The sequence below is a fragment of the Bacillus sp. BS98 genome (assembly GCF_008432245.1).
Lineage (GTDB): Bacteria > Bacillota > Bacilli > Bacillales > Bacillaceae_G > Bacillus_A > Bacillus_A toyonensis.
In genome coordinates this window covers 4853774-4877905 of the sequence record NZ_CP043830.1, presented here as the reverse complement: position 1 = coordinate 4877905, position 24132 = coordinate 4853774, and the positions used below count along the sequence as shown (strand labels likewise).

At 37.7% G+C, this 24132-nt stretch carries 22 protein-coding genes and 1 pseudogene; 19 read left to right on the top strand and 4 right to left on the bottom strand.

All coding sequences use genetic code 11. The features are described from left to right. Window positions 1–556 precede the first annotated feature (556 nt). From cccB to F0362_RS25500, 7 genes are all read left to right on the top strand, one after another. Window positions 557–880 (top strand): cytochrome c551, encoded by a 324-nt coding sequence (gene cccB, locus F0362_RS25530; RefSeq protein ID WP_000727967.1) that lies wholly within the window; start codon window positions 557–559, stop codon window positions 878–880. A 320-nt stretch (window positions 881–1200) separates the two neighbouring features. Continuing rightward, window positions 1201–1887 (top strand): cell division ATP-binding protein FtsE, encoded by a 687-nt coding sequence (gene ftsE / locus F0362_RS25525; protein ID WP_000594334.1) that lies wholly within the window; start codon window positions 1201–1203, stop codon window positions 1885–1887. Then, window positions 1877–2770, top strand: coding sequence for a permease-like cell division protein FtsX (gene ftsX, locus F0362_RS25520; RefSeq protein WP_000645031.1), 894 nt, complete (start codon window positions 1877–1879; stop codon window positions 2768–2770). The genes ftsE and ftsX overlap by 11 nt, the downstream gene beginning before the upstream one ends. A 70-nt stretch (window positions 2771–2840) precedes the next feature. Further along, window positions 2841–4325, top strand: coding sequence for a S41 family peptidase (locus F0362_RS25515; RefSeq protein ID WP_002039941.1), 1485 nt, complete (start codon window positions 2841–2843; stop codon window positions 4323–4325). A gap of 109 nt (window positions 4326–4434) precedes the next feature. Next, window positions 4435–5619: a PDZ domain-containing protein gene (locus F0362_RS25510; RefSeq protein WP_000388629.1), complete on the top strand. Its 1185-nt coding sequence runs from the start codon at window positions 4435–4437 to the stop codon at window positions 5617–5619. A gap of 222 nt (window positions 5620–5841) precedes the next feature. Then, on the top strand, window positions 5842–7557 hold the full coding sequence (locus F0362_RS25505; protein ID WP_000944601.1) for an ABC transporter ATP-binding protein: 1716 nt from the start codon (window positions 5842–5844) through the stop codon (window positions 7555–7557). A gap of 65 nt (window positions 7558–7622) precedes the next feature. After that, entirely contained in the window at window positions 7623–7934 is a 312-nt protein-coding gene (locus tag F0362_RS25500; protein ID WP_000637523.1) for a heavy metal-binding domain-containing protein, read from the top strand. Window positions 7935–8139: 205 nt separating this feature from the next. Here the strand turns inward: F0362_RS25500 and abc-f are convergent, their stop codons facing one another. From abc-f to F0362_RS25480, 4 genes are all read right to left on the bottom strand, one after another. Next, on the bottom strand, window positions 8140–9774 hold the full coding sequence (gene abc-f, locus F0362_RS25495) for a ribosomal protection-like ABC-F family protein (RefSeq protein ID WP_097859567.1): 1635 nt from the start codon (window positions 9772–9774) through the stop codon (window positions 8140–8142). A gap of 273 nt (window positions 9775–10047) precedes the next feature. Beyond that, a complete protein-coding gene (locus F0362_RS25490) occupies window positions 10048–10584 on the bottom strand; it encodes a flavodoxin family protein (RefSeq protein ID WP_000497639.1) in 537 nt (178 codons plus the stop codon). A 4-nt stretch (window positions 10585–10588) separates the two neighbouring features. Beyond that, a complete protein-coding gene (locus tag F0362_RS25485) occupies window positions 10589–10957 on the bottom strand; it encodes a MerR family transcriptional regulator (RefSeq protein ID WP_001219224.1) in 369 nt (122 codons plus the stop codon). A gap of 51 nt (window positions 10958–11008) precedes the next feature. Further along, window positions 11009–11902, bottom strand: coding sequence for a LysR family transcriptional regulator (locus F0362_RS25480; protein ID WP_001099965.1), 894 nt, complete (start codon window positions 11900–11902; stop codon window positions 11009–11011). Window positions 11903–12054: 152 nt separating this feature from the next. Here F0362_RS25480 and F0362_RS25475 point away from each other — a divergent pair, with 152 nt between their 5' ends. From F0362_RS25475 to ppaX, 12 genes and pseudogenes are all read left to right on the top strand, one after another. Then, window positions 12055–13077: a YeiH family protein gene (locus F0362_RS25475; RefSeq protein WP_000438410.1), complete on the top strand. Its 1023-nt coding sequence runs from the start codon at window positions 12055–12057 to the stop codon at window positions 13075–13077. A 252-nt stretch (window positions 13078–13329) separates the two neighbouring features. Further along, complete coding sequence (locus F0362_RS25470) at window positions 13330–13527, top strand: helix-turn-helix transcriptional regulator (RefSeq protein ID WP_097936114.1); 198 nt, start codon at window positions 13330–13332, stop codon at window positions 13525–13527. A 148-nt stretch (window positions 13528–13675) separates the two neighbouring features. Beyond that, on the top strand, window positions 13676–13906 hold the full coding sequence (locus tag F0362_RS25465) for a hypothetical protein (protein WP_097936106.1): 231 nt from the start codon (window positions 13676–13678) through the stop codon (window positions 13904–13906). A gap of 99 nt (window positions 13907–14005) precedes the next feature. Then, on the top strand, window positions 14006–14767 hold the full coding sequence (locus F0362_RS25460) for a MerR family transcriptional regulator (RefSeq protein WP_000268449.1): 762 nt from the start codon (window positions 14006–14008) through the stop codon (window positions 14765–14767). Then, entirely contained in the window at window positions 14764–15384 is a 621-nt protein-coding gene (locus tag F0362_RS25455) for a hypothetical protein (RefSeq protein ID WP_000025214.1), read from the top strand. The genes F0362_RS25460 and F0362_RS25455 overlap by 4 nt, the downstream gene beginning before the upstream one ends. Before the next feature lie 240 nt (window positions 15385–15624). Further along, window positions 15625–17601 carry an excinuclease ABC subunit B gene (uvrB, locus tag F0362_RS25450; protein WP_000401005.1) on the top strand — a complete coding sequence of 659 codons (1977 nt, stop codon included), beginning with the start codon at window positions 15625–15627 and terminating at the stop codon, window positions 17599–17601. A gap of 11 nt (window positions 17602–17612) precedes the next feature. Beyond that, entirely contained in the window at window positions 17613–20483 is a 2871-nt protein-coding gene (uvrA, locus tag F0362_RS25445; protein WP_000030986.1) for an excinuclease ABC subunit UvrA, read from the top strand. A gap of 59 nt (window positions 20484–20542) precedes the next feature. After that, window positions 20543–20991 (top strand): annotated as a pseudogene (locus F0362_RS25440) (DUF4275 family protein). A gap of 114 nt (window positions 20992–21105) precedes the next feature. Then, window positions 21106–21486, top strand: coding sequence for a phage holin family protein (locus tag F0362_RS25435; RefSeq protein ID WP_001267312.1), 381 nt, complete (start codon window positions 21106–21108; stop codon window positions 21484–21486). A gap of 156 nt (window positions 21487–21642) precedes the next feature. Further along, the gene (gene hprK / locus F0362_RS25430) at window positions 21643–22572 is read left to right on the top strand and encodes an HPr(Ser) kinase/phosphatase (RefSeq protein ID WP_001127251.1); all 930 of its coding nucleotides are present in this window, start codon (window positions 21643–21645) and stop codon (window positions 22570–22572) included. 24 nt (window positions 22573–22596) lie between these two features. After that, entirely contained in the window at window positions 22597–23409 is an 813-nt protein-coding gene (gene lgt, locus F0362_RS25425; protein WP_000924230.1) for a prolipoprotein diacylglyceryl transferase, read from the top strand. Between the two features lie 67 nt (window positions 23410–23476). After that, window positions 23477–24127 (top strand): pyrophosphatase PpaX, encoded by a 651-nt coding sequence (gene ppaX / locus F0362_RS25420; RefSeq protein ID WP_001166732.1) that lies wholly within the window; start codon window positions 23477–23479, stop codon window positions 24125–24127. Window positions 24128–24132: the final 5 nt, after the last annotated feature.

Sequence of the window (24132 nt, the reverse complement as noted above, 5' to 3'; positions counted from 1 at the left end):
GGGGGAATCCCCACTGATTATTAGCTTTAACAAATCTGACTTTTACGGGCAGCCCGACCCTCACCTAACTTCTTTGCTTTTGTTGAATTTTGAGGTAGGGGTCTTACTACCCAGTAAATAGTGGGATAAGAGAAAAAGCCAACAAAATTGTTGGCCCATGCTGAGAAAATAGAGGATATACAACGTTTTATTTATATGGATGAAGTACAGGGGAAGAGAAGTTGGAAACGACAACTTCTCTTTTTGATGGGGTTATATGCAGAATACAATGTTGTATATTGTTTTGTAAAAAGTAGAGAATAGTAAAACAGAGTGGCGATAGAGTAAGATTTTATAAAGAACTTTTTTGATTTGCCTTTTAAAAAGATTCTTTATAGAAGTTTTTACGTTGTTCACAGAATTGAAACAAATTATGGAAGCTTTATTTTATCAGGGTTCTCACTGTATTTTTCAAGAATATGAAATATACCTTAGTTTTTCTATATAAAGATAATGCTTATAATAAAAATGAGTGTGTTAGGAATGAAAAGAATATCAACAATGGGGAGCGATAGAATTGAAAAAGAAATTGTTGGCTATTGCACTAGGTACATCAGTCGTTTTTGCTTTAGGAGCATGTGGAAATAAAGAAGAGAGTAAGCCTTCGAAACAATCTGCAAGCACAGATAGCCCAGAGCAAATTTATCAAAAAAGTTGTATAGGCTGCCATGCGAAAGATTTATCAGGAGCAACTGGACCGGATTTACGAAAAGTAGGGCAGAAATATGATGCAGCAGAGATTGAAAAGATTATTGAAAAAGGTCGCGGTTCAATGTCACCGGGAATTATTCAAGGTGAAGATGCGAAAAAAGTAGCTGAGTGGTTAGCTGAACATAAATAAAAAGAGAAAAATGGGCGAGTTGATTATATAATCTTATCTAAAAATGACTTTGGATAAGAGTTATAACAACTCGTCTCCTTTTTCTGGGATGTAACATAACTGTAACAAAAATGTATCCGAACTGGAAACCGTTTGATGTTACAATGAGGTTTGTAGAATTTTGCTGAAATATATTACATAGAGTAGCGGTGCGAATAAAAAGCATGTAAGTAAGCTGCCTTCAACAAGAATGGTTAAATGAAAATAAAGGATTCCTTTTTATTTTCACATGTACAGAAAAGTATTTCGAAAAAAAATCATTAAGCATTGGGTGATAAATAATGATAAAAATGACGAATGTTTATAAGGAGTACCCGAATGGTATGAAAGCCGTTGCTGGTCTCACAGTTAACATTAAACAAGGTGAATTCGTATACGTAGTTGGACCGAGTGGAGCCGGAAAATCTACATTTATTAAAATGATGTATCGTGAAGAAAAGCCAACTACAGGATCTATTAATGTAAATGGACTTACTATCGAATCATTGGCAGAAAGAGATGTTCCATATTTCCGTCGTCAATTAGGCGTGATTTTCCAAGATTTTAAATTATTACCTAAATTAACGGTATATGAGAATGTTGCGTTTGCTTTAGAAGTAATTGAAGAAGAACCAGATGCGATTCGTGAGCGTGTTACTGAAGTGTTAGGACTAGTAGGTCTAGACGATCGTGCAGACGCACTTCCAAGTGAACTTTCAGGTGGAGAGCAGCAACGTGTGGCTATTGCAAGAGCGATTGTTAATAGACCAAAGGTTGTAATTGCCGATGAGCCAACTGGTAATTTAGATATTGAAACAGCTCTTGATATTATGAAGATCTTTACACGCATTAATGAGCGTGGTACAACGATTGTTATGGCGACGCATAATGCAGATATCGTAAATACAATCCGTCATCGTGTAATCGCGATTGAAGGCGGAAAAATTGTTCGAGACGAGATTGAGGGAGGATACGGATATGAAGGCTAAAACCCTTAGTCGACATTTGCGAGAAGGTGTAAAAAATCTATCCCGTAACGGATGGATGACATTTGCTTCTGTAAGTGCAGTAACAGTTACATTATTACTTGTAGGTGTCTTTTTAACAGCGATTATGAATATGAACCATTTTGCTACAAAAGTAGAGCAAGATGTAGAAATTCGTGTACACATTGATCCAGCAGCAAAAGAAGCTGATCAAAAGAAATTAGAAGAAGATATGAGTAAGGTCGCGAAAGTAGATTCTATTAAATACTCTTCTAAAGAAGAAGAATTGAAACGTTTAATTAAAAGTTTAGGCGATAGTGGAAAAACGTTCGAGTTATTTGAGCAAGATAACCCACTGAAAAACGTATTTATTGTAAAAGCGAAAGAGCCAACTGATACAGCACAAATTGCGAAAAAGATTGAAAAAATGCAGTTTGTAAGTAACGTTCAATACGGTAAAGGTCAAGTTGAAAAATTATTTGATACTGTAAAAACAGGACGTAATATCGGGATTGCATTAATTGCAGGTCTTTTATTCACAGCGATGTTCTTAATCTCTAATACAATTAAAATTACAATTTATGCTCGTAGTACTGAGATTGAAATTATGAAACTTGTAGGTGCAACAAACTGGTTTATTCGTTGGCCGTTCTTGCTAGAAGGATTATTCCTAGGAGTATTAGGATCAATTATTCCAATTGGTCTAATTCTAGTTACGTATAATTCACTGCAAAGTGTGTTTAATGAAAAACTTGGCGGAACAATTTTCGAGCTTTTACCATACAGCCCATTCGTATTCCAATTAGCTGGTTTATTAGTGTTAATCGGTGCGTTAATCGGTATGTGGGGAAGTGTAATGTCAATTCGTCGCTTCTTAAAAGTATAAAAAGTTGCAAACATAATTCGTACAAGCTTATCATATAGTAGAAATAGGTAAAGGCATCACACGCTGTGTGATGCCTTTTGCTACACCACCTGTGTGTTTTGGAAAGGGGAATTCCGCATTGAAACGTAGAGTTGCAATTATTGGAATGGTTGTTGCATTTTTAATTGGTGCTGGCGGAATGTTTGCAGGAATGTCTGTATTTGGGGTTAACCCAGCAGAAGTAACGCAAACAATTTCGAGTGGGAACGCTAGCACGACGCAAGGGAATTTGGCAAAAATTAATGAGGCATATGGACTAATTGATTCACGTTATGTGGAAGACGTGAAAGATGACAAGTTAGTTGAAGGTGCAATACAAGGCATGTTGTCTACGCTGAAGGACCCTTATTCCACGTATATGGATAAAGAAACAGCCAAACAGTTTAGTGAATCACTTGATCCTGAGTTAGAGGGGATTGGGGCTGAGGTGAACAAAACAGACGGTAAGCTTATTATCGTATCGCCAATTAAAGGTTCACCAGCAGAAAAGATTGGAATTAAGCCGAATGACCAAATTTTATCTGTAGATGGAAACAGTGTAAAAGACTTATCGCGTGAAGAAGCTGTATTAAAAATTCGTGGTAAAAAGGGAACGACTGTCGCGATTGAAATTAAACGTGCAGGAGTAACTGATCCGATTGTATTCAAAATTAAGCGTGAAAAAATCCCAATCTTCACGGTAGTTAGTACTGTGAAACAAGAGAATGGAAAAGATATCGGTTATATGCAAATTACTTCTTTTGCTGAAAATACAGCGAAAGAATTTAAGGATCAGTTAAAAGAGTTAGAGAAGAAAAACATAAAAGGTTTAGTTATTGACGTTCGTGGTAATCCTGGTGGCTATTTAAATAGTGTAGAAGATATACTAGGAGAAATTATGACGAACAAAAAGCCGATGCTACAAGTAGAGCAGCGAAATGGTGAGAAAAAGCAAATCTCTACAGAGCTGAAAGAGAGGAAGCCATATCCAATTTCAGTATTGATTGATAAAGGAAGTGCTTCTGCTTCGGAAATTTTAGCTGGCGCATTGAAAGAAGGAGAAGGTTACGATCTAATTGGTGAAACAACATTTGGTAAAGGAACTGTTCAGCAAGCCGTTCCGTTTAAAGATGGCAGTAACATTAAATTAACGATGTTCAAATGGTTAACTCCAGATGGAAACTGGATTCATAAAAAGGGAATCAAGCCAACTGTAGAAGTGAAACAACCAGATTACTACCATGCGACGCCAATTCAAATTGAAAAAACACTTTCATACAATTCAAATGATGTGCAAGTGAAGCATGCGCAAGAGATGCTGAAAAGCTTAGGTTATGTACCGGGGCGTGAAGATGGCTACTTTAGTAAAGAGACAGAATCAGCACTGAAAGCATTCCAAAATGCGAATGAGATGGAAGCGACAGGACAGCTTGATAAAAAGACAGCCGAGGCAATTCAAACTAAAATCATTGAAAAAATCCGTTCTGGAGAAAATGATCTACAATTACAGGCAGCATTAAAATTAATAGCGAAATAAGAAGAAATACAGGCATTTTATTGCCTGTATTTTTTTGTGTTAAACAAACGTTTGTCCAGTTATGATAATATAAAAAGAAAGAATGATATAAATGGTGGTGAATGAGTTCGTGGAGGCATGGATTTTTGAAATAATGCGGGCAGTTGGACGTTTTTTCTTGCACCCTGCTGTCTATGTATTTTTAATAAGTAGTATCTTCGTTGGATATTTACGTATATTACGAGAACGAAAAGATTTTTCTTTTAAAGTTTATGATATTTGGTTTGAATTGCGAACATCTCTATTTGCAGGGCTTGGATATGGATTAATCGTATCTATTGTTACGATTGGGCTTGGACTTGTTGTTTCCAAGGCGAGCTTATGGGCCATTTTATTTTGGACATTATTATTTGGATTAACTGCTATGTATCGATATTTATCGGCAGCTTATACGTTCAGTATCGCAATTGTATGTGTTTTATTATCTTCTAAGCTGCCAGTTTCCTTCTTACAGCTTGGAGAAGGTGAAGAGGGTACGATTGTATCTCTTGCTATTTTACTAGGCATCATGCTTGTTGTGGAGGGCTTATTGATTTCTAAAAACGCGGTAAGATATTCTACACCGAGGATTAGGAAGGGGAAACGTGGGCTCAAGATTGGTTTACACGAATCGAAGCGTTTATGGATCGTGCCGATTTTTATTCTTGTACCAGGTGATGCGGTAACCCAGTTTATTTCATGGTGGCCTGTCGTTTCAATAGGGGCAAATACATATTCTTTATTCCTCGTTCCATTTTTAATTGGATTTATGCGAAAGATTAGAAGTTATGAGCCGACGGAAGCTTTACTCTTTACAGGAAGACGTGTTTATGGATTAGCTGGTCTTGTACTTGTTTTAGGGGTCGCGAGTTATTGGTGGCACGTACTTGCTATTATTGCAATGGGAGTCGCAATGCTTGGACGTTTTACGATTTCGATGCAAGAAAAAATTGTAGATGAGACAAGACCAGCATATTTCGCTGCACGCAATGATGGACTTGTTGTGTTAGATACAATTCCAAATACAATTGGGGCCGAGCTGAATTTACTGCCTGGAGAAATAATTACGAAAGTAAATGGAGTCGTTCCAAGGAGTGCCGAAGAATTTTATGATGCACTTCAAACCAAAACAACAGGAGCTTTTTGTAAATTAGAAGTGGTAGATACAAATGGTGAGCTTCGTCTTGCTCAAACAGCATTATATGCTGGAGGACATCATGAGTTAGGCGTTGTATTTGTTCAGCAAGAGCACGAGTGGGATTCGGAAGCGATGTAATAAAAATGAGGGTGTTACCACTAGGTGACACCCTTTTTGTTTGATTGGGAGCAGCAGTACATGAAATTTATATCGGCGATTATTAAAATATATCGACTTTCTGGAAAAAAACAACAAATATCGCAAACCTTATTTGCAGTTTCGTAGTCGAATAACTTGAATAATTATTTGATAATGGTTATCATTTAGGGAGTCTTTTAATTTGGAAAAGGGAGGAAATATATGCTACGTAAATTTTTTTCTTACTATAAACCGTATAAAGGTTTATTTATACTCGATTTTTCTTGCGCGGTTATCGCAGGATTACTGGAACTTGGTTTCCCGCTTATCGTAAATCAATTTATTGATAAGTTATTACCAGGACAAAACTGGACGCTTATTTTATGGGCTTGTTTTGGTTTACTTGCAGTTTATATGTTAAATGCAGGTTTACAATATGTTGTTACCTACTGGGGGCATATGCTAGGAGTTAACATTGAAACAGATATGAGGCAGAAATTATTTGATCATATTCAAAAGCTATCATTCAGATTTTTTGATAATAATAAAACAGGTCATCTAATTTCACGTCTTACGAACGATTTAATGGAAATTGGAGAAATTGCTCACCACGGGCCAGAAGATTTATTCATCGCCGTAATGACTTTAGTTGGGGCATTTTCATTTATGATGATGATTAACTGGAAGTTAGCACTTCTAACATTCTTTGTAATTCCATTCCTATTATGGTTGGCGCTTTACTTCAATAAAAAAATGACGGGTACGTTTAGACGTTTATTCTCAGATGTTGCTGATTTTAATGCATGTATCGAAAATAACGTCGGTGGTATTCGCGTTGTACAAGCATTCGGAAATGAAAAGTTTGAGAAAGACCAATTCGCTGTGAACAACGCTCGTTTCCGTACAACGAAATTAATGGCGTATAAAATTATGGCGCTAAACTCATCCATTAGTTATATGCTCATGCGTCTCGTAACGCTCTTCGTATTAATATGTGGCACATGGTTTGTTCTGCAAGGTGAGTTAACGTATGGTGGATTTATCGGATTCGTCTTATTAACGAATATTTTCTTCCGACCAATTGAGAAAATTAATGCAGTTATTGAAAGTTATCCGAAAGGAATCGCAGGTTTTAAAAGGTATGTAGAACTTCTTGAAACAGAGCCTGATATTGTGGATTCTAAAGATGCGATAGAAGTAAAGCATGTACACGGTGATATTCACTATAACAACATTACGTTCGGATATGAAAATAAAGAACCGATTTTAAATGATATTAGCTTGAAAATACACGCAGGTGAAACAGTTGCGTTCGTTGGGCCATCAGGGGCAGGGAAAACAACGTTATGTAGTTTATTACCACGCTTTTATGAGCAGGAATCTGGGTCAATCCAAATTGATGGCATTGATACGAAAGAGATGACTTTATCGTCACTTCGTAAACAAATTGGAATTGTACAGCAAGATGTATTCTTATTCTCAGGAACGATTCGCGAAAATATCGCTTATGGAAATTTACAGGCTTCAGAGGCTGCAATTTGGCAGGCGGTAAAACGTGCCCAGTTGGAGGATTTAATTTACTCGCAACCAGACGGTTTAGATACAGTTATCGGTGAGCGTGGTGTGAAACTTTCCGGGGGACAGAAGCAGCGTCTAGCAATTGCTCGTATGTTCTTGAAAAACCCGCCAATTTTAATATTAGATGAAGCGACTTCTGCATTAGATACAGAGACGGAACTTGCTATTCAAAAATCACTTGCAGAACTAGCTGTCGGTCGTACAACATTAGTTATTGCTCACAGGCTTGCAACTATTAAAAATGCGGATCGTATCGTCGTTGTAAATAAAGATGGTATTGCAGAACAAGGTTCGCATGAGGAATTAATTGAGCGAGGCGGAGGGTATAGCCGATTATACGAAGCACAGTTTAGTTCGTAAATATAATTTCTGCTGAAGTCGTGCACCATAAGTAAGTGGAAATCTTATATGGGAGGCTATAAAGCATGATTGTAACAACAACATCTACAATTCAAGGGAAAGAAATTATTGAGTATATTGATATCGTGAATGGAGAAGCGATTATGGGTGCGAATATTGTTCGTGACCTTTTCGCATCTGTCCGTGACGTTGTCGGCGGCCGTGCAGGCGCTTATGAAAGCAAACTAAAAGAAGCGCGCGACATCGCAATGGAAGAGATGAAAACATTCGCAAGGCAAAAAAATGCGAATGCCATCGTTGGTATTGACGTGGATTACGAAGTAGTTCGCGAAGGAATGCTAATGGTTGCGGTGAGTGGGACTGCTGTCCGTATATAAAGTGAAACTTTAATCAGTGGGGGCATCCCGGCTAGTTATTAGCCATCACAAACTGGGCATTTAATGCCCACAAGTAGCAAGATAAAGTGAAAAGCCGTGCTGGTGCACGGCTTTTTGTTATTGTGATGTCTAATATTATCTTTATGTCGAAGCCGCGATATTTCTTGGGAAATGTGGAAGGCCCCGTCGATATATAGGGAAGACATTAGAGCGCCTCTTTACACCGCTGAATTTGAACTAATAATTTTTCATATTCTTGTTCAAGAAATGTGATGTCATCCTGATGATTGGGTATAGAAATCCGGCTGATGACTTCTGTTAATTTCGTTTGTAATCGCAATAATTCTTGTTCAGTAACGTTTACGGAAGCTTGAGTGGTTCTTTTAATGTATTGCTCGTAATTGCCATAGAATATTCTTGGTTCGCTCTCATCTACTTGTAGAATATGGTCTGCAACAGAACGAATAAAGGCACGGTCATGGCTAATGAAGAGTATAGTGCCAGGATACTCTTGTAACATGTTTTCTAATTCTTCCTGTGTTGTTAAATCTAAATAGTTCGTCGGTTCATCGAGCAGGAGCATATTATAGTTTCCTAAAAATATTTTTGCGAGTGCAACCTTCATTCGTTCACCCCCGCTTAGAACGTGCACAGGTTTATGAACATCTTCACGACGGAATAGAAGCCGGGCAAGTATTGTGCGAACGAATGCTTCTGTATAGTTGGTTTCTTCTAGAACGTTCTCTAAAATGGTTTTATCTGTTTTTAAAATGGATAGTGCTTGTTCAAAGTATCCAATTTTACAACTTTTTGAAAGCTGAATGCCACGCTCGTTTGTGAGAAGCATATTGAACAAAGTTGTTTTGCCACTTCCGTTTGCTCCTAAAATAGCTAATTTTGCACCAGGGACAATAGTTCCATTCATATTTTTAAATAGTGTGCGGTCGCCTATTTTCTTTGTTGCTTTATTGAACTGTACTGCCACTTTACTATGAATGGGTGTATGGTATTGCACGTCAAACTGAGCCTGAGAAAGATCTTTTGGCTTTTCTTTCTTTTCTAGTTTTTCGAGACGTGTTTCTAATGCTTTGGCTGCTTTGCTAACCTGTTCTTGCCCATGAGCCCCGCTTAACTTATAAAGTTTAGATTCAGATGAACTGAACCGAGTTGGGATTTTTGTCATGCTAGAAGCACGTTGTTTTTTTTGTGAAATTGATTGCTCTAAACGATTTTTTTCTTGTATATATTGCTCATACTCTGCTTGCTTTTGTATTCGTTCACGTTCTTTTTGCTTTCGATAGTTGGAATAGTTTCCTTTATACTCTTGAATCATGCCGTCTTCAATTTCAATGATTTTTGTGCATATATTATCTAAAAAATCACGATCGTGCGATATTAAAACAAGTGCCCCTTTATAAGATAAAAGTGCTTTTTCTAATTGCTCTGTACCGGCCATATCTAAGTGGCTCGTTGGTTCATCAGCGAATAAAATGCCTGCATCTTGTTCGAGAGCATGGGCAATCTTTAGGCGCATTCGTTCGCCGCCGCTCATTGAATTTGCGACGTTTGAAATACTCCATTTTCCTTTTGCAAGAGAAGAAGCGGTTTCCAGTATTGTATCGCTAAGCTGTGGAATGATGGCGATAGAACTATGATGAGTTACTGTCCCTTTGTCAGCTTCTATTTCTTTACTTAATATTTGCAACAACGTAGATTTTCCAGCTCCGTTGACTCCAACGATTCCTATGCGATCGTGTGCGTGAATTTCTAGTGATGGTAACGTAAATATGGTACGGTCACCAAAACTCTTTTCAATATTACGTGCGAATAAAATAGTCATAAAAAAACCTCCCTAGTTTCACTAGAGAGGATAAACGTCGCCCTTCAATGTAAAAATCGTACATAAATAAACGATTTTTCACATGATCGTCTCGAAAGAAAGTATCGACAAATGGACAGACTAATCCTCTGCTAGTTTTCATCATTTTTGTTCACTATTTGTGATGGATGAAATAAATAAGAGAATTAGAACTTCATTGGTCAAATTACCTTCCTTTCATAATATTATTTTTATTGTATGCGCATACAAACGGGTTTGTCAAACTTATTTCTGTTAGCTATTTTTAAATTTGCTATTATACAGTTGTGCCTTTGTAAGTGCTTCAGCATCATTTTTGATTTCATCCAATCCATTCGCATCCCCGATAATATACCCTTCAAATGATGAACCAACAAAATCAAAGATATACTGGAATTGAGCAATAAGTGGCAATGCTTTCCGTTTCGGATTGTCTCCGCCAACGATGACGACGTACATTTTTTTACCTTTCATTTTCTCTTTGAAATGAAGAGAGGTATCACGTAAGCTTTGTGACCAGCGATCAACGAAGTTTTTCATATGGCCGCTCATTCCGTACCAGTATAGTGGTGTAGCAAAGATAATCGTGTCGTGCTCTAGCATGCGTTTGGTTAATTGCTCGTAGTCATCATTTACAGGTTGAAATCCTTCAGCATCATGGCGTTGGTCTGTAATAGGATAAATGGTATGGTCACGTAAATAAATTTGTTCTGCTTTCATTCCATCAATCATCATATATGTTAAGGCTTCCGTATTCCCATTTTGTCTTGAACTGCCGTGTATAACAAACATGCAATCATCCCTTTTCTTTTTCTTGTTTTAGGAGTGAAACGTGTTTTTGTAAATTCGTTTGAATGTTAGAAAGTAATGAGATTTGCCTTGTTACTTCATTGAGCTTATCTTCGTAAAGTGCAAGGATACTGCTGCATGGATTTTCGTATAGATGTGGTTCGATTTCGAGGCAGCGCAGCATTCTTGCAGTTTCTTCTAAATTTAAGCCGAGCTGTAAGTACATTTGGATAAGCTCTACTTTTTCAATGGCACTTTTATCGAAATCACGATAGCCGTTTGTGAGGCGATTTGAAGGGAGCAATCCCTTTTCTTCATAATGTCTTAGCGATCTTTCGCTAACGCCAGTTTCTTTTGATAACTCTCCAATTCGCACTGCATTTCACTCCTTTTACATGTATTGTAAACCTTCACACTAATGTGAAGGTCAACTCTGTTTTTTCGCAAAAGAATCTACATGATTTAAAAACACTTGAATGGCTTTAGATGGAATGAAATATTTGCCACGCACGATGGAGAATGGACGAATTAGTTTTTCAGTTGGAACTTCGACGTGGAATAGTTCTTGGGCTAGTAGTTCTTTCCGCACGGTCCAATCAGAAAGTATAGCGATGCCAAGCCCGGCAGCGACGGCTTCCTTTACACTTTGAATGCTACTAAATGTAAAGAATCGTTTCATTTTTAAATGATGTTGATGAATAAAACGATCGCTATAGGCACGTGTCCCAGAGCCACTTTCTCTTAATACCCATACTTGGTCTTGGAGAGTAGCTTCGTTTATATCCTTGATGTGAAGTAATGGGTGATTTGGAGGGACGACGAGCTTCATTTCATCTTGCATAAACGCTTCAACGTCTACGTCAGCATATACGACTTGCCCCTCTACTAAGCCGATATCAATTTGATTAGAGCGAAGGCTTTGCAAAACTTCTTCTGTATTAGAGATAAGGGTATGAACTTCGACGTGCGGATTTTCATTGGCATAGTTAGCAAGTATTTTGGGAAGTAAGTATTCGCCAATTGTAAAACTAGCACCGATGCGAAGTGTTCCTGTTACAACGTTATGTAATTCGTTAATTTCCTGTTTTGCATCATCATAAAGAGAGAGCATTTGCTTTGCATGTATGTATAATATGTTTCCAGCTTCCGTAACTTGTACATGCTTTGGGGAGCGCTGAATGAGTGTAGTTCCAAATTCATTTTCCAGGTTGCGAATGTGCATGCTTACACCGGGTTGTGAAAGGTTTAAAAGTTCTGCTGCACGAGAAAAATGTTTCTGTTCAACGACAGTCACAAAGATTTTCAAAATGTCGACGTTCATTTGTTAGGCCCCTTTATTTTTGTTTTTATTTTATCATAAGTATTTCTGATGATAGGGATTAAATATTGATATTAAACTTATTATAAAAACTCTCTTATAATGTAAGTAGAAAGAACATGCATGTTCCAATACGATTATTGGGGTGGTACAAGGTGGAACAAACACTTGTTATACAAAAGAAAAAGGGCTTTGGATTTTCGCAAGGTATTGGGATTACATTATTAATCGCCATTGCTGCGAAATATTTAGCGGAGCTTCCATTTTTAAATATTATGGGACAATTAGTAATTGCTATTCTAATTGGGATGATTTGGCGCGCAGCGATTGGAGTCCCTCCAGAAGCGATAGCGGGAACGAACTTTGCGAGTAAGAAGTTGCTTCGCTTTGGGATTATCTTACTTGGAATGCGATTAAATCTGGTTGATATTGCGAAGGCTGGGCCGAAAGTATTGGTCATCGCAGCGGTAGTTATTACATTCACCATTTTCGTTGTATATGGATTGACAAAAGTATTTAAAGTAGAAAAGAAACTTGGGATTTTAACGGCGTGTGGAACGGCGATTTGTGGTGCGGCAGCGGTCGTGGCAATTGCACCACAAGTGAAAGCAAAGGACGATGAAACGGCGGTTGGTGCCGCAATTATTGCTATTTTAGGCACGATATTTACGCTTATTTATACATTATTATATCCAGTGCTTGGCTTATCTCCGTACGGTTACGGTGTATTCTCGGGAGCGACGCTGCATGAAATTGCTCACGTAATTGCGGCTGCGGCACCAGGCGGTAGCACGGCTGTCGACATCGCAGTTATCGTGAAATTAACGCGCGTTGCGATGCTTGTACCAGTAGCGATTTTAATTGGGTTATGGTTTGGTAAGAGCGAGGGAAGCGAAGAAAAGAAATCGTGGAAGGAGCTTCCGATTCCTTGGTTTATATTCGGATTTTTAGCGATGAGTGCGGTGCATTCACTCGGGATTATCCCCGAAGTTGTTGCCGGCTATATTGTAATAATTGCGTACATGCTTATCGCAATGGCGATGGCAGGTCTCGGTTTAAATGTAGAGTTTAAAACGTTCCGTAAGTTAGGAAGCAAAGCATTCGTGGCGGGGCTGATTGGCTCGGTTTGTCTTTCTATTCTTGGATATGTTCTTGTATGGGTATTAGGATTTATGTAGTAGAGGAGAAAGCTGTTCCAAAAGATATTTTGGGACAGCTTTTTCTTATGATTATAGCGCTATGGATTTCAGTATTTGTTAGTAAGTCGATATATTGGGAGAATCGCCGATATAAACTTAACTACTATCGTACTTTGTTAGAGAAGGTGTTCAGTGGAATGTTTTTCTAAAATTTGTAAAATAATCTTTACTTGTAATTGGAAAATATTTATAATTCAAGTAAAGATATCTTTACTTTTGAAGGTGGATCCTATGGGTGTGAAAAATAAAATTAAAGAATTAAGAAAGCAAAATCATATAACACAAGTTGAAATGGCAAAGGTGATGCAGGTAACGCGTCAGACGATTATAGCGATTGAAAATCACCATTACAATCCGAGTCTAGAGTTATCCCTAAAAATCGCCAAATATTTTGGGGTGAAGGTGGAGGAAATCTTTACGCTGGAGTAAGGGGAGAGGAAATACATGATAAGTTTGAGAGATTTCAATTAGATTAAACGTTTAAATATATAAGGACTGGTTTTGGGGTATTAATTAGTATGTTATCAATGAGCGTATTAACAAAGACTAGCAAATAGATATATAAAGGGGAAGCGGAATGGGATTACCGGTGTTATGTGTCGCTACAGCTATTTTTGCACTTCTTTGGGGAATGCAAAATTTCTCTCGTAATCCAGTGCCAAGTATTTGTATTATGATTGGTACTGTTGGTTTATCGTATTATTTATTAGTTTCAACTCATTACCATAAAACAGCAACAAGTGTTGTTGTTGTTGGAGCGCTTATTTTATTTTGTGGGCGCGCTGTACAAAAAGGATTATTTCCGTAAAAGCTGTTTATACAATGAGTATAAACAGCTTTTTGTATTTTTTTACAAAAGTCTTGAAAGTTACGTAACGTCATCTTTTATAATGAAGGGGAAGAGGTGATGGCAGTGATTTCAATACAAGAATTGACGAGAGAGACAGGGGTAACAGTACGTACATTACGTTATTATGATCAAATAGATTTATTAAAGCCGAGCGGGAAAACAGAAGGCGGGCATCGTTTATATAGTGAAGCTGACGTAATACGTCTCCAACAAATTTTATTTTTAAAAGAAATGGGATTTTCACTAAAAGAGTCTGCGAATATGTTAGTAAAAGGTGAGCTTAACTTAAAGGATTCGCTTGAAAAACAACTTCGGTTTGTACAGGAAGAACAAAAGAAATTCAATCGAATGGAGCGCGTTTTACAAGCAGTTGTTTATTCGGTGGATGTGGAGGGAGAGCTCGATTGGAAAGTTATGTTTGAACTGATCCAGCTTTCGAAACAGTCTTCTCGTATACGTGAAATATTTCAAAATGAAGTATTTTCAAAGGAAGAACAAAAGTTGCTTCATAATTTGCCAAATATGAGTGAGGAAGATCCCAATGTGTTAGAGTGGGTAGATTTATTAAAGCAATTACGCACTTTTATGAAAGACGGTAAAGAAACTGCAAGTGATGAGGTGCAAGGGGCAATGAAGAGATTAATGCAGAAGTGTTTAGAAATGGCCAATGGTGATGAAGCGTTTTTAGATAAGTTATGGGAAGTTAGAAAATCGAAGGAAGATTCACAGAAAATGAGCATGTATCCAATCGAAGAAGAATTTTTATTATATATGGATGAAGCTTTTCGTATATATGATGAAAAGGAGAAGGATAAATGAGTATACTCGCAGAATATCGTTGGTACTTTTTAATTGGGGCAGAGATTGTATTTTGGTTATCGGCTATCGGTTTCTTTTTACTTCGTTACGGATTCCGTTTGAAGAAGGCAAGCTTTATTATGGGGATTGTACTACTCGTAAATGAAGTGTTCATTTTAACCTTAGGGGTAGTGGACTATTATCAAACAGGAAAGTTTTCTAACTTTCAGATTATTACCGTGATCATTTTATTGTATGCGGTCTTCTACGGGAAAAAGGATTTGAAGAAGCTTGATATATTTGTGCAAAAGTTAGCTGCGAAATGGCGGAATGAACCAGCGCCTGTTATTGAAGAACATATAGAATTAACAGGTATGGCCTATGCAAAGCAGGAAATAAAAAATTGGGTATTACATCTTGTTTTATTCGTTGTTGTGCATACTTTCTTTTTCTTCGCGTATGGGCTTATTCCATTTGAACAATGGGGCAATTGGTTAGAGTCAGGAATCGTTTTAAATAAAACTGCGAGTCGAGTGAGCCAAGTGTGGGCAATTATATTTTTAGTTGATACAGCAATTTCATTTTCATATGTTATTTTTCCGAAGAAGGAGGAAGGGAAAGAAAAGCTACTTTCATAGAGGAAGGTAGCTTTTTCTGGTATACCAATAGTTTGTATAGGAGAGGATGACAGTAGGAAAAGAGCTAGTTTTATATGTCTCTTTAAAATGAGGTTTTAATGAGGGAGTTAGTGTAAATCCTTCCTTTTTCCATATATATTGTCGAAAATTTTACCGAATATCTGTTCGTTTTTTTAGGTTTTTTATGGGCATTCGTGGTAAAATAATAATACAGATTTTTATGAGGAGGTCGGATTTTACTTGGAACATCAATTTGAAATTATCTCAGCGTATTCCCCGCAAGGTGATCAGCCGGTAGCTATAGAGAAGCTTGTAGAGGGACTTAATAGTGGAAAGAAAAAGCAAGTGTTGCTTGGAGCGACAGGGACGGGTAAGACATTTACGATTTCAAATGTCATTAAAGAAGTACAGAAGCCAACACTTGTGATGGCTCATAATAAAACGTTAGCAGGACAATTATATAGTGAGCTGAAAGATTTTTTTCCGAATAATGCAGTTGAATATTTTGTTAGTTATTACGATTATTATCAGCCAGAAGCGTATGTACCGCAAACGGATACTTTTATAGAAAAGGATGCGCAAATTAATGATGAAATCGATAAATTGCGTCACTCAGCAACGTCTGCATTATTTGAACGGGACGATGTAATTATCGTTGCGAGTGTTTCGTGTATATATGGTTTAGGTTCTCCGGAAGAATACCGCGAGTTAGTTGTTTCACTTCGAGTTGGTATGGAAAAGGATCGCAATCAATTGCTTCGTGAACTTGTTGATGTACAGTACGGACGTAATGATATTGATTTCAAGCGTGGGACATTCCGTGTGCGCGGAGATGTAGTTGAAATCTTCCCGGCATCACTTGACGAGCATTGTATTCGAATTGAATTTTTCGGTGATGAAATCGATCGTATTCGTGAAGTAAATGCGTTAACAGGTGAAGTATTAGCAGAACGTGATCATGTAGCAATCTTCCCAGCATCTCACTTCGTTACACGTGAAGAAAAAATGAAGGTTGCTATTGAAAATATAGAAAAAGAATTAGAAGAGCGTTTAAAAGAATTAAATGATAATGGTAAGTTGTTAGAAGCGCAGCGTATAGAGCAACGTACACGTTATGATTTAGAAATGATGCGCGAGATGGGCTTTTGTTCAGGGATTGAAAACTATTCCCGTCATTTAACACTTCGTCCAGCGGGTGCAACGCCGTATACGTTATTAGACTATTTTCCGAAGGATTTCTTAATTGTTATGGATGAGTCGCACGTATCAGTGCCGCAAGTAAGAGCAATGTATAACGGGGACCAAGCACGTAAGCAAGTACTTGTGGATCATGGATTCCGTCTGCCATCAGCTTTAGATAATAGACCGCTCACGTTCGATGAGTTTGAAGAGAAAACGAATCAAGTTATTTACGTTTCGGCAACGCCAGGACCATACGAATTAGAGCAGTCACCGGAGGTAATAGAACAAATTATTCGTCCAACAGGGCTTTTAGATCCACCAATTGATATACGACCAATTGAAGGTCAAATTGACGATTTATTAGGAGAAATTCAAGATCGCATTGCAAAAAATGAACGTGTATTAATTACGACTTTAACGAAAAAAATGTCAGAGGATTTAACGGATTACTTAAAAGATGTAGGAATTAAAGTGAACTATCTTCACTCTGAAATTAAAACGTTAGAACGTATTGAAATTATCCGTGACCTTCGCCTTGGTAAGTTTGATGTACTTGTCGGTATTAACTTATTACGAGAAGGATTAGATATTCCAGAAGTATCACTTGTAGCTATTTTAGATGCAGATAAGGAAGGATTCTTGCGTTCAGAACGTTCGTTAATTCAAACGATTGGTCGTGCGGCGCGTAATGAAAACGGCCGCGTTATTATGTACGCAGATCGCATAACGAGATCGATGGGAATTGCAATTGAAGAAACGCAGCGTCGTCGTACTATACAAGAAGCTTACAATGAAGAGCATGGTATCACGCCGAAAACGATTCAAAAAGGCGTTCGTGATGTAATCCGTGCAACGACAGCGGCCGAAGAACCGGAAACATATGAAGCAACTCCTGCTAAGAAGATGACGAAGAAAGAACGTGAGAAAACAATCGCTAAGATCGAAGCAGAGATGAAAGAAGCAGCAAAAGCGTTAGACTTCGAGCGTGCAGCTGAATTAAGAGATTTACTATTAGAATTAAAAGCGGAAGGGTGAAAAGAGTGAGCATGAGCAAGGATTTTATCGTTGTAAAAGGTGCTAGAGCACATAACTTAAAAAATATTGATGTAACCATTCCGAGAAATCAGCTTGTTGTTGTAACGGGATTGTCTGGTTCAGGGAAATCATCATTAGCGTTTGATACAATTTATGCAGAAGGGCAGCGCAGATATGTAGAATCGTTATCTGCGTATGCACGCCAATTTTTAGGACAAATGGATAAACCGGATGTCGATACGATTGAAGGGTTGTCACCAGCGATTTCGATTGATCAAAAAACAACGAGTCGTAATCCACGTTCAACTGTCGGGACAGTGACGGAGATTTATGATTATTTACGTTTATTATTCGCACGAATTGGTACGCCGATTTGTCCAAATCACGGAATTGAAATTACATCACAAACAGTGGAACAGATGGTAGACCGTGTTCTTGAATATCCTGAACGTACGAAATTACAAGTGTTAGCTCCTATCGTGTCTGGACGTAAAGGTGCACATGTGAAAGTACTTGAAGATATTAAGAAGCAAGGGTATGTTCGTGTACGTGTTGATGGTGAAATGCTAGATGTGTCAGAAGAGATTACGTTAGATAAAAATAAAAAGCATTCTATTGAAGTTGTAATTGACCGTATTGTTGTAAAGGAAGGAATTGCGAGTCGTCTTGCGGATTCTCTTGAAAGTGCATTAAAGCTTGGCGGGGGACGAGTGTTAATCGATGTTATGGGAGAAGAGGAACTTCTATTTAGTGAACATCATGCATGTCCGCATTGTGGTTTTTCAATTGGTGAATTAGAGCCACGTATGTTCTCATTCAACAGTCCGTTCGGTGCATGTCCTTCTTGTGATGGACTTGGCTCAAAGTTAGAGGTAGATTTAGAGCTTGTCATTCCGAACTGGGATTTAACATTAAATGAACATGCGATTGCTCCTTGGGAACCGACAAGTTCACAATATTACCCACAACTTTTACAATCTGTGTGTAATCATTACGGCGTTGACATGGATATGTCTGTGAAAGATATACCGAAAGATTTATTTGATAAAGTGTTGTACGGGAGCGGTGAAGAGAAAGTTTATTTCCGCTATGTAAATGAATTTGGTCAAGTAAAGGAAAATGAGATTTTATTTGAAGGTGTTATTCCGAATATAGAGCGTCGTTATCGTGAGACGAGTTCTGATTATGTTCGTGAACAAATGGAGAAATATATGGCGGAGCAAGCTTGTCCGAAGTGTAAAGGCGGACGCTTAAAGCCTGAGAGTTTAGCTGTTTTCGTTGGTGATAAAACGATTGCTGACGTAACGAAATATTCTGTTCAAGAAGTACAGGAATTCTTCTCAAATGTTGAGTTAACGGAGAAACAACAAAAAATTGCTCATTTAATTTTAAGAGAAATTCAAGAACGTGTAGGTTTCTTAGTAAACGTTGGCTTAGATTATTTAACGTTAAGTCGTGCGGCTGGTACTTTATCAGGTGGTGAGGCACAACGTATTCGCCTAGCAACACAAATTGGTTCTCGACTCACTGGCGTACTTTACATCCTTGATGAGCCTTCTATCGGTTTACATCAGCGCGATAATGATCGTCTTATTCGTACATTGCAGGAAATGCGTGACTTAGGAAATACGTTAATTGTTGTTGAGCATGATGAAGATACGATGATGGCTGCTGATTATTTACTTGATATCGGACCTGGTGCAGGTATTCATGGTGGTCAAGTTGTATCAGCAGGTACACCAGCTGAAGTTATGCAAGATGAGAATTCGTTAACAGGAAAATATTTAAGCGGTAAAGAGTTTATTCCAGTTCCACTTGAAAGACGTAAAGGTGACGGACGTAAAGTGGAGATTGTCGGTGCAAAAGAGAATAACTTAAAGAATGCGAAGATGTCATTCCCACTTGGTACGTTTGTAGCGGTAACGGGTGTATCTGGATCAGGTAAAAGTACGATGATTAATGAAGTACTATATAAATCGTTAGCGCAAAAGTTATATAAAGCGAAAGCGAAGCCAGGTACTCATAAAGAGATTAAAGGTCTTGAGCATTTAGATAAAGTAATTGATATTGATCAATCGCCAATCGGTCGTACACCACGTTCTAACCCAGCGACGTATACAGGTGTATTCGATGATATTCGTGATGTGTTTGCTCAAACGAATGAAGCGAAAGTGCGCGGATATCAAAAAGGACGTTTTAGCTTTAATGTGAAAGGCGGACGTTGTGAAGCGTGCCGTGGTGATGGAATTATTAAAATCGAAATGCACTTCTTACCAGATGTATACGTGCCGTGTGAAGTTTGTCATGGTAAACGTTACAACCGTGAAACGTTAGAAGTGAAATATAAAGATAAGAACATTTCTGAAGTATTAGGAATGACAATTGAAGATGGGGTAGAGTTCTTCGCTAATATCCCAAAAATTAAGCGTAAACTTCAAACGCTTGTAGACGTTGGGCTAGGTTATATGAAATTAGGACAGCCGGCAACGACGTTATCAGGTGGTGAAGCACAGCGCGTGAAATTAGCCTCTGAATTACACCGTCGTTCTACAGGGCGTACGTTATACATTTTAGACGAACCAACGACGGGTTTACATGCACATGATATTGCACGTCTTCTAGAAGTGTTGCAACGTCTTGTAGAGAGTGGTGAGACGGTACTTGTAATTGAACATAATTTAGATGTGATTAAAACAGCTGATTATATCGTTGACCTTGGACCAGAGGGCGGGGACAAAGGTGGACAAATCGTCGCTTCTGGAACGCCAGAGCAAGTAGTAAAAGAAGAACGCTCGTATACAGGTAAGTATTTAAAAGAGATATTAAATCGTGATAAAGCAAGAATGAAAGAGAAAATAAAAGAAGTAGAGCTATCGCAATAAGTTTATTACGAAAAACCGAGTGGAAATGACACTCGGTTTTTCGTTCATAGGGGGAGAAAATGGAGTTTATAGATATTTTAAGAAAGAAAAATATGAAGGTAAGAGAGTTTCAAAATTGGGGTGTTTATTTTCGCAAGCGCTGGGAGGAGCATTTTGCAAACCATTTAAGTGATGAAGAAAAAGAAGACATTTTCCTTTATGGAGATAAGTATGGCTGTGGGTATCTTGGCACATATTTAGTTATGAGAAGAAGAAGTGTTTAGAGGGGAAAGAAGCGGAGAACGCGTTTCATAATGAAGTGAAAAAGGAGTGCTGTATCTTCTATCAACACTGTAATGATGTACTACTAATAAAAGATGCGAGTTTATTAAGTATGGATGATATATTACGTGAAACAGATGATATGTATAAAGGTGATATATATATTGTAGATAAAGATTTCACTTGGACTTTTGTAAAAACTCATGAACATAGATGGTGTGGTCCTTATTTTACTAGGAGATGTTAGTAGGTATACAAGCATGAAGGGGAGAATAAGTTGATATACGTGTTTGTATGATACTTGCGTTTATTGTCTATTAGCGTATGATGAAATATATATGTCAAAAGGATGTGTAAGAAAATGAGATGGATTGTATCACTTCTTGTAAATAGCGTTGTGTTAATCGCTGTATCGGGACTTTTAAAAGGGATTGCACCAGACGCGTTTTACGTAGCAAATATACAAACTGCAATTATTGCGAGTATTATATTGGCGGTTTTAAATGTGTTTGTAAAACCATTTTTAATTTTAATTACGCTACCAATTACTGTTGTAACGTTCGGGTTCTTCTTAATTGTTATTAATGCGATTACGTTAAAAATAACAGATTCATTATTAGGAGATGCTTTTAATATAACAGGGTTTGGCGTAGCAATTATTGCGGCAATTTGTATTTCTATTTTTAATATGATAATTGAAAAGGCAATTGTTGAACCGTTATATGAAAAAAAGAGAAAATGACAAAAAGAAAAACATTTCATCATTCGTATGAAATGTTTTTTTCTATTTATGAGAAACCGTATTTCTTGTTTCCAGAAAAAAATGGTACAATATCCGGTAGAATGGAATTTTACATCAAACGAGACTGAACCCGCAGCGGAGTGGAGGTTTATACATATGCCAAAAGTAAGGACAAAAGATTTAATTGAACAATTTCAATTGGAGTTAATAAGTGGTGAAGAAGGAATTCATCGTCCGATTGATACAAGTGATTTATCACGACCTGGAATTGAAATGGCAGGATTCTTTACATATTATCCAGCTGATCGCGTGCAGCTTCTTGGAAAAACGGAGCTTACGTTCTTTGATACGTTAACGACAGAGCAAAAACAAGAGAGAATGAAAGCGCTTTGTACCGAGGAGACACCATGTATTATTATAACTCGTAATCAAGATGTACCAGATGAGTTATTACAAGCATCACGTGAATCAGGCATGCCTTTATTACGTTCTTCTCAAACGACAACGAGATTATCAAGTCGTTTAACAAATTATTTAGAAGGTAAGTTAGCACCAACAACTGCTGTTCATGGTGTATTAGTAGATATTTACGGTGTTGGTGTTTTAATTACAGGTCAAAGTGGTGTTGGTAAAAGTGAGACAGCTCTTGAACTTGTGAAGCGTGGCCATCGCCTTGTTGCGGATGATAGTGTAGAAATTCGCCAAGAAGATGAAGACACATTAGTAGGAAGCTCACCAGATTTAATTGAGCATTTATTAGAAATTCGTGGTCTAGGCATTATTAACGTTATGACGTTATTCGGTGCAGGGGCAGTGCGAAATTATAAGCGTATTACACTTGTTATTAATCTTGAAATTTGGGATCAAAAGAAAAATTATGATCGCTTAGGTCTTGATGAAGAGAAGATGAAGATTATTGATACAGAACTTACGAAGATTACACTTCCAGTTCGCCCTGGTCGAAACTTGGCTGTTATTATTGAAGTAGCAGCAATGAACTTCCGTTTAAAACGTATGGGAGTGAATGCGGCACAACAGTTTTCTGAACGATTAATGAGTGCGATTGAGTTAGGGAATCAGGAGTAAACATTGGAGAGGGAGGTCATACATATGCTGTTAGGTTCTGTACCACAGCTTGACCGCGTAGCCATCCAACTTGGGCCGTTTCCTGTTTATTGGTATGGGATTATTATCGGTACAGGTGTGCTATTAGGTCTTTGGCTAGCAACTCGTGAGGGAGAAAGGCTAGGTATTCCAAAAGATACATTTGTTGACCTTGTATTAATTGCAGTACCGATCGCTATTCTATTTGCGAGAATGTACTATGTTATTTTTGAATGGGAATATTACGCGCAAAATCCGAGTCAAATTATTAATATTCGTCAAGGTGGCTTGGCGATTCATGGTGGTTTAATCGGGGCTGTTATTACAGGTATTCTTTTTGCAAAACGACGCGGGCTTTCATTCTGGAAGTTGGCGGATATTGCTGCGCCGAGTATTTTATTAGGACAAGCAATTGGCCGATGGGGAAACTTTATGAACCAAGAGGCGCATGGTGATGAAGTAACGAGACAGTTTTTAGAAGGTCTTCATTTACCAGATTTCATTATTAATCAAATGTATATCGAGGGTGTGTATTATCACCCGACGTTTTTATATGAATCATTATGGAATTTTGCAGGTGTCATTTTATTACTCGCACTACGAAAAGTGAATTTACGACGCGGGGAATTATTCTTTACATATTTAATTTGGTATTCAGTAGGGCGCTTCTTCGTAGAAGGCTTACGTACAGATAGTTTAATGCTAGGACCACTTCGTATTGCACAAGTAATGTCAATTGGACTTGTTGTTATTTCTATTATTTTCATTATTGTGAGACGAAAAATGGGGCAAGCTGATAAAAGATATTCAGAAAATTAGAGACAAGTAGCATCTTATTATAAGATGCTGCTTCTTTCATATTCAGGAAAGCGAAAGGACTAGGGCGATGCAAATAAATACAGTGTTATTTGATTTAGATGGAACTTTAATTAATACAAACGAACTTATTATTTCTTCTTTTTTACACACTTTAAATACATATTATCCAGATCAATATAAGCGTGAAGATGTGCTGCCATTTATCGGTCCATCTTTGCATGATACTTTCAGCAAGATTGATGAAAATAAAGTTGAAGAGATGATTACATGTTATCGTCAATTTAACCATGAGCATCATGATGAATTAGTAGAAGAATATGAAACTGTATACGAAACAGTTCAAGAGTTGAAAAAACAAGGTTATAAAGTTGGTATTGTTACAACGAAAGCGAGACAAACCGTTGAGATGGGATTAAAGTTGTCAAAGCTTGATGAGTTTTTTGATGTTGTCGTGACAATTGATGATGTGGAACATGTGAAGCCACATCCAGAACCACTTCAAAAAGCGCTCGAGTTATTAAATGCGAAACCAGGAGAAACAGTGATGGTTGGGGATAATCACCATGATATTGTCGGCGGACAAAATGCGGGTACGAAAACAGCTGCGGTTTCATGGACGTTGAAAGGTAGAGCGTATCTAGAATCTTACAAACCAGACTTTATGCTAGATAAAATGAGTGATTTACTGCCGATTTTGTCCGGTATTAACCGATCATAAGTAGA